This is a genomic window from Phytoactinopolyspora endophytica (assembly GCF_004138495.1).
GTDB classification, from domain to species: domain Bacteria; phylum Actinomycetota; class Actinomycetes; order Jiangellales; family Jiangellaceae; genus Phytoactinopolyspora; species Phytoactinopolyspora endophytica.
In genome coordinates this window covers 222809-231379 of sequence record NZ_ML142849.1, presented here as the reverse complement: position 1 = coordinate 231379, position 8571 = coordinate 222809, and the positions used below count along the sequence as shown (strand labels likewise).

At 65.7% G+C, this 8571-nt stretch carries 10 protein-coding genes and 1 pseudogene; 6 read left to right on the top strand and 5 right to left on the bottom strand.

What is annotated here, in order from left to right; genetic code table 11:
- Positions 1-292, top strand: a pseudogene (locus tag ELR45_RS40215) (RNA polymerase sigma factor); the annotation flags it as partial.
- A 70-nt stretch (positions 293-362) separates the two neighbouring features.
- On the opposite strand, the gene ELR45_RS01025 reads toward ELR45_RS40215, so the two are convergent.
- Positions 363-1418 carry a DUF2293 domain-containing protein gene (locus ELR45_RS01025; protein WP_129662723.1) on the bottom strand — a complete coding sequence of 352 codons (1056 nt, stop codon included), beginning with the start codon at positions 1416-1418 and terminating at the stop codon, positions 363-365.
- A gap of 176 nt (positions 1419-1594) precedes the next feature.
- Here ELR45_RS01025 and ELR45_RS01020 point away from each other — a divergent pair, with 176 nt between their 5' ends.
- Positions 1595-1861 (top strand): DUF6922 domain-containing protein, encoded by a 267-nt coding sequence (locus ELR45_RS01020; protein ID WP_129662721.1) that lies wholly within the window; start codon positions 1595-1597, stop codon positions 1859-1861.
- A gap of 3 nt (positions 1862-1864) precedes the next feature.
- Positions 1865-2260, top strand: coding sequence for a nucleotidyl transferase AbiEii/AbiGii toxin family protein (locus ELR45_RS01015; protein WP_129662720.1), 396 nt, complete (start codon positions 1865-1867; stop codon positions 2258-2260).
- 85 nt (positions 2261-2345) lie between these two features.
- Here the strand turns inward: ELR45_RS01015 and ELR45_RS01010 are convergent, their stop codons facing one another.
- Positions 2346-3248, bottom strand: coding sequence for an aminoglycoside phosphotransferase family protein (locus ELR45_RS01010; protein ID WP_129662718.1), 903 nt, complete (start codon positions 3246-3248; stop codon positions 2346-2348).
- 8 nt (positions 3249-3256) lie between these two features.
- Positions 3257-4051 carry an AraC family transcriptional regulator gene (locus ELR45_RS01005; protein ID WP_129662713.1) on the bottom strand — a complete coding sequence of 265 codons (795 nt, stop codon included), beginning with the start codon at positions 4049-4051 and terminating at the stop codon, positions 3257-3259.
- Positions 4052-4105: 54 nt separating this feature from the next.
- Between ELR45_RS01005 and ELR45_RS01000 the strand changes: the two genes are divergently transcribed.
- The gene (locus ELR45_RS01000) at positions 4106-5263 is read left to right on the top strand and encodes an MFS transporter (protein WP_129662712.1); all 1158 of its coding nucleotides are present in this window, start codon (positions 4106-4108) and stop codon (positions 5261-5263) included.
- Positions 5264-5292: 29 nt separating this feature from the next.
- On the opposite strand, the gene ELR45_RS00995 is transcribed toward ELR45_RS01000, so the two are convergent.
- A complete protein-coding gene (locus ELR45_RS00995) occupies positions 5293-6087 on the bottom strand; it encodes an MBL fold metallo-hydrolase (protein ID WP_129662710.1) in 795 nt (264 codons plus the stop codon).
- A 100-nt stretch (positions 6088-6187) separates the two neighbouring features.
- Here ELR45_RS00995 and ELR45_RS00990 point away from each other — a divergent pair, with 100 nt between their 5' ends.
- Positions 6188-6844: a DsbA family oxidoreductase gene (locus tag ELR45_RS00990; protein WP_205855647.1), complete on the top strand. Its 657-nt coding sequence runs from the start codon at positions 6188-6190 to the stop codon at positions 6842-6844.
- Between the two features lie 2 nt (positions 6845-6846).
- Complete coding sequence (locus ELR45_RS00985) at positions 6847-7026, top strand: hypothetical protein (RefSeq protein WP_129662708.1); 180 nt, start codon at positions 6847-6849, stop codon at positions 7024-7026.
- A 22-nt stretch (positions 7027-7048) separates the two neighbouring features.
- Here the strand turns inward: ELR45_RS00985 and argG are convergent, their stop codons facing one another.
- Positions 7049-8494 carry an argininosuccinate synthase gene (gene argG / locus ELR45_RS00980; RefSeq protein WP_129662706.1) on the bottom strand — a complete coding sequence of 482 codons (1446 nt, stop codon included), beginning with the start codon at positions 8492-8494 and terminating at the stop codon, positions 7049-7051.
- Between the last annotated feature and the right edge of the window lie 77 nt (positions 8495-8571).

Sequence of the window (8571 nt, the reverse complement as noted above, 5' to 3'; positions counted from 1 at the left end):
CACGCTCGAGCGCATCGCTCCTAGCCCCGTGGTCACTCTCAGCCGCGCCGTCGCCGTGGCGATGGTACATGGGCCACTCGCCGGGCTCGCGCTCGTCGGCACCCTCGCAGACGACGAGTGGGCGAGCCGCTCACACCGCCTCCATGCTGTTCAGGGCCACTTGCTGGAGATGGCCGGGGAACCACATCAGGCCCGCGAGCACTACCTCCGTGCGGCCAGGATGACAGCCAGCCTCCCGGAGCAGAGATATCTCCACGTCCGAGCCTCCCAACTCGCCCAGGACCCAGAGTGATCCGTAAACCGGACGGATGCGATGCGCGACGGCCTGAAGGTCAGTGACAACTCAGGTTTCGCCCTGCGCTCTACGCGGGTGTTTGCTGCCATTCGTGCAGCTTGTGGTCGATGGCGGTGGCTACGCGGTCGCGGGCGTCCTCTCGTGGCATGCCTGCCATCAGCAACGTGTCGTAGTCCGTGTCGGTGTGGCGCACCGAGGCCACGACGGCGAGGGTGACTGCACGCTGGTCGAAGGTCCGTCCCGCGGCGGAACGTCCGACCCTGCCGCTGCCGCGCGTGCCTGCATGCCGTGCGATGGCCTCCGCCCGGTCGGGAGGACACGCGGGGTATAGCCGGAGGATCTCCGCCGCCAGCTGTGCCTGGAACTCGACGTCCTCGTGCTGACGGCGTTCCCGATCTCGTTCGCGCCGACGCTCCCGCAGGTCGGCGTCGGCGAGGCACTGCTCCTCGGCATGCGCAAGCGCGCTCTCCTCGACGAGAATGCCCTGGCGTTCGTAACGCTTGCGACTTCGTGCCCAGCGGATGACGACGGCCGAGAGCTGGCTTGCCTTCTTCGCGCGCCGCGTGAGGGCAGTATTGCCGGACGGCAGGAACTCCAGGTGTCCCATGTCGGCACAGTCAAGGCACAGCGGCTCGTCGTTCTCCATGACGAGGAAGTCGCCGGATGCGGTGCATGATGCACAGGCCCATTCCTTTGTCGGGATTACCACCACCAGGTCCGGAGGCTTGCTCTGCCGGTCGACGACCTTCTCGACTTGGGCGGGCGAGTAGTCCGGTGCAAACCAGTGGGTTCGCAGGGCGCGTTCGTCTTCAGGGGTGGCGCCCGCAATGAATGTGAGCGGCTCGCGGCTGCGGGTGCTCGCGATGTACTCGACCTCGCGTGGTTGCAGGCCTCGTTCGCGAGCCCACTCAGTGAGGTGATCCACAGCATCCGCCAGCCGTTCAGGTGGCACGGGCAGTAAGTCCTGCAGATGCTTGATCTTGCCAGTACGCCATCGCTCGATGTTGGCCGGATGGACCCAGCCGAGCCCGCTGAGCAGATCTGCGGCCGAGACATACCGCTGCTCTTCGAGCAGGTCCTCCGCTGCCGCGATCACCTTCCGCCGCAGACTCACCTTTGCCATGCCTGTTTTCTAGCACGCTGTCACCGGCGAGTCATCGGGCCAGCACGCTGAAAGTCGCCAGCTCGCTACCTGGCATCGTGGCGTGCCGACATGATCGACACCGGCGCTAGGGTGTGGCACGCGTGACGTGGCGAGTTTCTGGATGGGATAATGGCAGGTAAGAGGAGGGTTGAATTGTGCGTCTCAAGAAGATGGACGTTGAGCAGATGCCGGAGAGGTTTGCTTACCTCTTCTGGAACGCCGATCTGTCCTCGTTAGATCTTGAACGTGATGCCCGATACATCGCGTCGCGGCTGCTTATGGCTGATGACGTTGCGGCGTGGGGATGGGCTGTTCAGCATTTGCCGGCCGATGCGCTCGCTTCGGTTGCGAAGCTGAGGCATGCCAGTCCTCGTCGTGCCGCGTTGGCACGTAATCTTGCCGCCGCAGCTGGGGTGAGTTAAAAGGTGAGCTCGCTTCCCAAGGATTTGGAGTCGTTCCTTCCGGCTTCGACTCGTGAGGCCTGGCGGAAGGGGTCGGTCGGTGGGGTTGAGGTCGCTGGTCTGCGCGACTTGTTCGCGATGAAGTTGAAGGTCATCGCGGACCGTGGAGAGCTGCGGGACTACTTCGACTTACTGACCATTGAGCAACGGACCGAATTCAAAGTCGAGACGGGGTTGGGATTCTTCGTCGAGCGGTATCGTCCACGGGTGCCTCGCCAAGCCGTAGCCGCGATCGTTCTCGGGCTCGGCTATCTTGACGACGTGGCCGATGATCCGACGCTGCCTCTGCGGCGCGACGAGATCGAGAAGTACTGGCAACGGCGGCAGCCTGACATCGGTAAGGCGTTGGAGCGAGGTTGACCACGTCGTGGCTGGCGTCGTCAAAGTGTGGAGCGTTCTGTTGACCGGGATTGGTGTGTTCCAGGCGTCTGGCTCAGCTGCTGGGTCATTCTTCCGAGCGGTCGGCGTGGATGCGCACGAGCGTGCTTAGAGCCTGGCGGTTCAGCTCGGGATTCGCTGCCGAGAAGTGCGCCAGCGCAGTCACGGCTTGGTAGAGCGCCCAGCCCCGGCCGCGGAGCCACGAGGCGTGGTCGGCCGCAAGCTCGGTCCGGAACCGCGTCCGGCTCTCACCCGCGAAGACGTGCCACGCTGGTTGCAGGTCGCATGCTGGGTCCCCGACGGTCAGACTGCCGAAGTCGATGACGCCCGTGAGGCGCCCGTCGACGACGATCAGGTTGCCCGACAGCAAGTCGCCGTGCACCCAGGCCTCGTCGCCGTCGCATGGCGGAGCGTCGAGCGATTCCTCCCAGCTCTGCAGGGTGGCGTCGACGTCGATCCGGTCGCCGAGCTCAGCGATCGATCGCCGCACACGCTCGTCGCACTCGATGAGCGGGCCGCCCCGGCTATGCGGTGGTCGTGGGCGCGCACCTGCCGTGTCGACGCGGCGCAATGCTCTCACGAAGGCCGCGAGGTCTACGGCCGCTTGGTTCAGGTCGGCGATCGTGCCGTTCGCGTTCTTGCCGGCCAGCCAGGTGCACACGGACCAGTCGAACGGATAGCCGTCGGCCGGGCGGCCGTGCGCCATCGGCACCGAAATCGCGAGCGGCAGGTGCGGGGCGAGTCTCGGCAGCCACTCGGCTTCCTTCGCTACGTGCTCTGCGGCCCAGGAGGAGCGCGGCAGGCGGGCTGCCAGGTGCTCGCCAAGGCGATAGATATCGTGGTCGGTGCCGTGCGAATCGACAGGTTCGATCGGCAGCTCTGCCCATTGAGGAAACTGTCCGGCCAGCAGCCGGCGTACCAGCGGGACGTCGCTCTCGACCTCGTCGGCACGCATCGTGTTCGTGCGCATCGTCGTCATCATTCAGGAGCCGAGCCCATGGCGGCAACTGAGTTCTGCCGGCGCTCCAGGCGCGCCTGGCGGTGAGTTCCTGGTGTGTGCCCGAAAGCTCGGTGGAAGACGTCGATGAAAGCACTGGCAGATGCCCATCCGCAGGTGTGGGCGACGGCGGTCACCGGCGTGTTCTCCGCCAGCAGGACGAGAGCACGATACAGGCGCAGCTGGGTGCGCCACTGCGGGAAGGTCATGCCGAGGTCGGACTTGAAAAGCCGGGCCAGGGTGCGGTCGCTTGCGCCGACCTGCCTTCCAAGTGCGGCGAGGGTCCGGTTGTCGGTCGGATCAGCACGCAAGATCGCGCAGAGCGCCTTAAGCCGAGAGTCGGTGGGAGCCGGAAGATGTACGGGCTGCTGGGGCGAGGCCTTCAACTGGTCGAGCAGGACCGCTCTTAACCGCCCGCGTTCCGGGGTGTCGTCGTTCGAGGTGCGGGTGTACGCGAGGATCAGCTCACGTAGCAGAGGACTGACGGTCAGCACCGTGGGATCGTCCAGTCCCAGCGGATTGTCGGTGGCGGGGAGGCCGACCAGGTGGAGTTCCAGCTCACCATGGGCCTGGTGGGCGTGTGCCGTTCCAGCGGGTACCCAGATGGCGTGGGTGGCGGGTGCCACCCACGAACCCGCGTCGGTGGTGATGGCCAGCACCCCGCGGGAAGCGTAGACGATCTGGTGATCATCGTGACGGTGCGCATCGATAGCACCGCCATGCTCCAGTAGCCGAGCGTGCGTCGGCGCAACAGGTTGATGGCGGATCTCCGTCATTGTCCGACAGTTTATCGGAAGCGCGACACGGCGTCTGCCGGTGAACATGGCGATGTGCCGAGAAACAGATCCATCACCCTGCTGTCAGTCGGACATGCGTGCGTGGACGTGTACCAGGGCTCTGTGGCGTCCCTCGTCCCGTTCTTCATCGCCGAGCGGGCCTACACATACGCGGCGGCCTCGGGCATCGTCCTTGCTGCGTCGCTGTTGTCTTCGCTGGTCCAGCCGCTGTTCGGAGCGCTGACCGACAGGCGGGCGCTGCCCTGGCTGCTGCCCGCGAGCACGATCCTCGGCGGGCTGGGGATCGCATTGAGCGGCATAAGCGGCTCCTACCCCCTGACGTTGGCGTTCGTTGCCGTATCCGGGATCGGCGTCGCGGCCTATCATCCTGAGTCTGCTCGCGTCGCGCGGATTGCCAGCCGGGGGAGTCACACTGCGATGGGCTGGTTCTCCCTCGGTGGAAACATCGGCTTCGCCGTCGCTCCCATCATGGTCGCCGCCGTCGTCGCCACCGGCGGTCTTCGGCTCTCGCCTCTGCTCTTGGTACCGGCTCTCGCCGGCAGCGTGCTGTGCCTTCCCGTGTTGCGCGCACTGGATACGGAAACACGAACCCGTGCCAGCACAGCTGTCCACGTAGGCACGAACGACAATGCATCGTTCGCGAAACTCTCATTTGCCGTGGTCTGCCGGTCGATCGTGTTCATCGGCCTGAGCACGTTCATCTCGCTCTATGCTCAGGAGCGCACCTCGGGCGGTGCGACGGCTGGTGCCGCAGCGCTGTTCATCCTTTACCTGGGTGGAGCGGCGGGCACGCTGCTCGGAGGCAGACTGGCCAACCGCTGGGACCGGGTCACCGTCGTGCGCCGCGCATACCTGATCTCTGTTGTCGCCGTCACGGGGATAGTGCTCATACCCGGACCGGCGTTGTACCTGTTCGTGGCGTTGACCTCTGCCGGCCTCTATATGCCGTTCTCGCTACAGATCACTCTTGGACAGGATTACCTCCCGTCGCGTGTCGGCACCGCCAGCGGGGTCACGCTCGGCCTGGCTGTCAGCATCGGCGGCATCGTCAGCCCGATCGTCGGCAGCATCGCCGATGCAGCGTCCCTCCAGGTGGCGCTCGCGCCGCTGATCGCGATGCCAGCGGTCAGCTGGCTCCTGTTCCGAAGGCTTCCTGAACCGACCGCGTCGGTCACGGCTGTGCCCGCATAGCGAGGGCCCGGACGGGCGCTCGGACATGGTCAGGTGGACCACGTGCGGCCCTGTCCAGTCAGCACCCGGCCGAATTGCAGTTCCGGGAAATGTGCGCCGGTCCCGATGGTGTGCTCGTCCTCAAGTTCCCGCCAGAGCTCTTCGCGGGTACGGTCGGCCAGGGGTGGATCGACATCTCCCATCGAGCGCCAGGTCGGTTCGGTGAGCTGGACCGGGCAGGTGATGGCATCGCCGACGAGCATCGCACGGTCCAGGCCAGAGGAGATGATGACCGCGCAATGACCTGGCGTGTGTCCGGGCGTGCGGACGATCTCGACGCCGGCCGTGACGACGTGGTCGTGGTCCAGTGCGCGCAGAGCAACCGATCCGTTCCGGAACCCCTGCCTGATGTGATCGAACATCTCACCCGGTCCGTCGACGAAGTGGTGTCCGTCCCCGGCGCCGAACCAGATGTTGGCTGTCGGGAATGTCGCATTCCCGTCACGGTCGAAGAGCCATCCCACGTGGTCGGCGTGGAGATGCGTGCAGATGACATCAGTGATGTCGGCCGCGCTGACACCAGACGTGCGCAGCGCGACGGGGAGCTGGCCACCGACCAGCTCCATGTCGTGCGGCAACGTCTGTCGAACGGGTCCGAGTCCGGCGTCGACGAGGATGACACGGTCGCCGGTTCGGATCAGAAAGCAGCCGATCGGCAACCAAGCGACGCCATCGGCGTCGAACGGATGGCCGGGTGTTTCCGGGACGCGTGTGGTGAAGTACTCGGGCCGGGCGACGAAGGTGCCGTCCGAGAGCGGCAGCACGTCGATGTCCCCGATTCGCATGTCTCCCGATTGTGTCCGATGCGAGCTACGACGGGATAGTGCCGCTTAACGCGGGGCATGGCCCGGAATAGGGCAGAGGCGGTCGGGGTTGGCTCTGGATGTGAGTGTTTCCGCTGAATCGGCGATCAAGATCGATGTCTGGTCCGACGTGGCCTGTCCTTGGTGCTATGTGGGAAAGCGTCGCCTGGAGCGGGCGCTGTCCACGTGGCACGGAGAGGTGGCGATCGAGTTTCACTCGTTCGAGCTCGCTCCGGACACACCGGTGGACTTCGCGGGCTCCGAGGTGGACTTCTTGGCGCGGCACAAAGGTATGCCCAACGACCAGGTCGAGCAGATGCTGACGCAGATGACGAGCCTGGCCGCTGAGGAAGGCCTGGCGTTCGACTACGAGGCCCTTCAGCACACGAAGACGTTGAAGGCGCACGAGCTGCTTCACTACGCCAAGACCGTCGGCAAACAGGTGGACATGAAGGAGCGGCTGCTCAAGGCGTATTTCGAACAAGGCCGGCATGTCGGGCGTGTCGGTGAGCTGGTGGCACTCGCCGACGAGATTGGGGTGGACCCGGAGAAGGCCCGGGACGCGCTGGAGTCCGGCGCGTACGCCGACGACGTGGCCGCGGACATCGCCCAGGCGCATTCCCTCGGGATCAACGGCGTGCCGTTCTACGTCTTCGACGGACGTGTCGGTGTATCCGGCGCGCAGCCGTCTGACGTCTTCACCAACGTCCTCGAACGCATCGCCCGGAAGGAACTGTGATCATGCCGGACCATAACCACGACGCGGTGAGCAGGCCAGACCTGGTGAACAAGCCGGAACCCGCCGCCCCGTTCTCGGGTGGACTGGTCGTCGTGGACAGTGACTCGACGGCCGGCGTCTGCATCGATGGGGTCTGCGCGGTTCCTGTGCGTGCCGAGGTCAAGGTCTCGGACGGGGAGTAACGCGCCGTTTCGCTCATTGGTCCTAGTCGGTGCCGGACTCCATGGCTGCGCGGTCCAGGATTTCGTCGTCCGCGTCCACCTCGCCGCGGGAGGCGATCGCCTCGGCACCACCCTGGGGCAATTCGCCGAACAACTCGGTTCGCGCCGCGCCCGTGCCGATGAGCTCGGCGTGAGTGGCACCGATCATGCCGAGGTCGGCGTACTGCTCGAGGCGGGCGCGCGAGTCGGCGATGTCGAGGTTGCGCATCGTGAGCTGGCCGATCCGGTCCAGTGGACCGAACGAGGAGTCCTCCGTGCGTTCCATGGACAACATGTCCGGGTGGTAACTGAGCGCCGGACCTCTGGTGTCGAGGATCGAGTAGTCCTCGCCACGCCGCAGCCGCAGGGTGACCTCTCCGGTGACGGCGATCCCGACCCAGCGCTGCAGCGATTCGCGCAGCATCAGCGCCTGTGGATCGAGCCAGCGGCCCTCATACATCAACCGGCCCAGCCGGCGACCCTCAGCGTGGTAGGTCGAGATCGTGTCTTCGTTGTGGATCGCGTTGACCAGCCGCTCGTACGCCGCGTGCAGCAGGGCCATGCCGGGCGCCTCGTAGATGCCCCTGCTCTTGGCCTCGATGATCCGGTTCTCGATCTGGTCGGACATGCCCAGGCCGTGCCGGCCCGCGATCGCGTTGGCCAGCGTGACCAGTTCGACAGGTGAGGCGACCTGGGTTCCGTTGATCGTCACCGGCCGGCCGCGTTCGAAGCCGATAGTGACGTCTTCCGGCGCGATCTCCACCTCTGGGTCCCAGAACCGCACACCCATGATCGGCTGAACCGTCTCGACCCCGGTGTCGAGGTGCTCCAGGGTCTTGGCCTCGTGGGTGGCTCCCCAGATGTTGGCGTCCGTCGAGTACGCCTTCTCCTCGCTGTCCCGATACGGCAGGCCATGCTCGAGCAGCCATGCGCTCATCTCCTTGCGGCCGCCGAGCTCGCCGACGAACGCCGGGTCCAGCCACGGCTTGTAGATGCGCAGATTCGGGTTGGCCAAGAGCCCGTAGCGGTAGAACCGCTCGATGTCGTTGCCCTTGAACGTCGAGCCGTCGCCCCAGATCTGAACGTCGTCTTCCAGCATCGCTCGCACCAGCAGCGTGCCCGTGACCGCCCGGCCCAGCGGGGTGGTGTTGAAGTACGGCCGGCCGGCGGACCGGATGTGGAACGCCCCGCACGTCAGTGCCGCCAGTCCTTCCTCCACGAGTGCCGTGCGGCAGTCGACCAGCCGGGAGATCTCAGCGCCGTACAGCTTCGCGCGCCCGGGAATCGAGTCGATGTCGGCCTCGTCGTACTGTCCGAGGTCGGCCGTGTAGGTGCACGGCACGGTTCCCTTGTCGCGCATCCAGGCGACCGCGACGGACGTGTCGAGCCCTCCAGAGAAGGCGATGCCGACGCGTTCGCCGACGGGCACAGAGGTGATGACCTTAGACACGAGCAAAAGTATGCACCAATGCGCATAGCCATGCAAGCGCGGGGTCGATCGCACTCGCTATGACAACAGGATTTGCC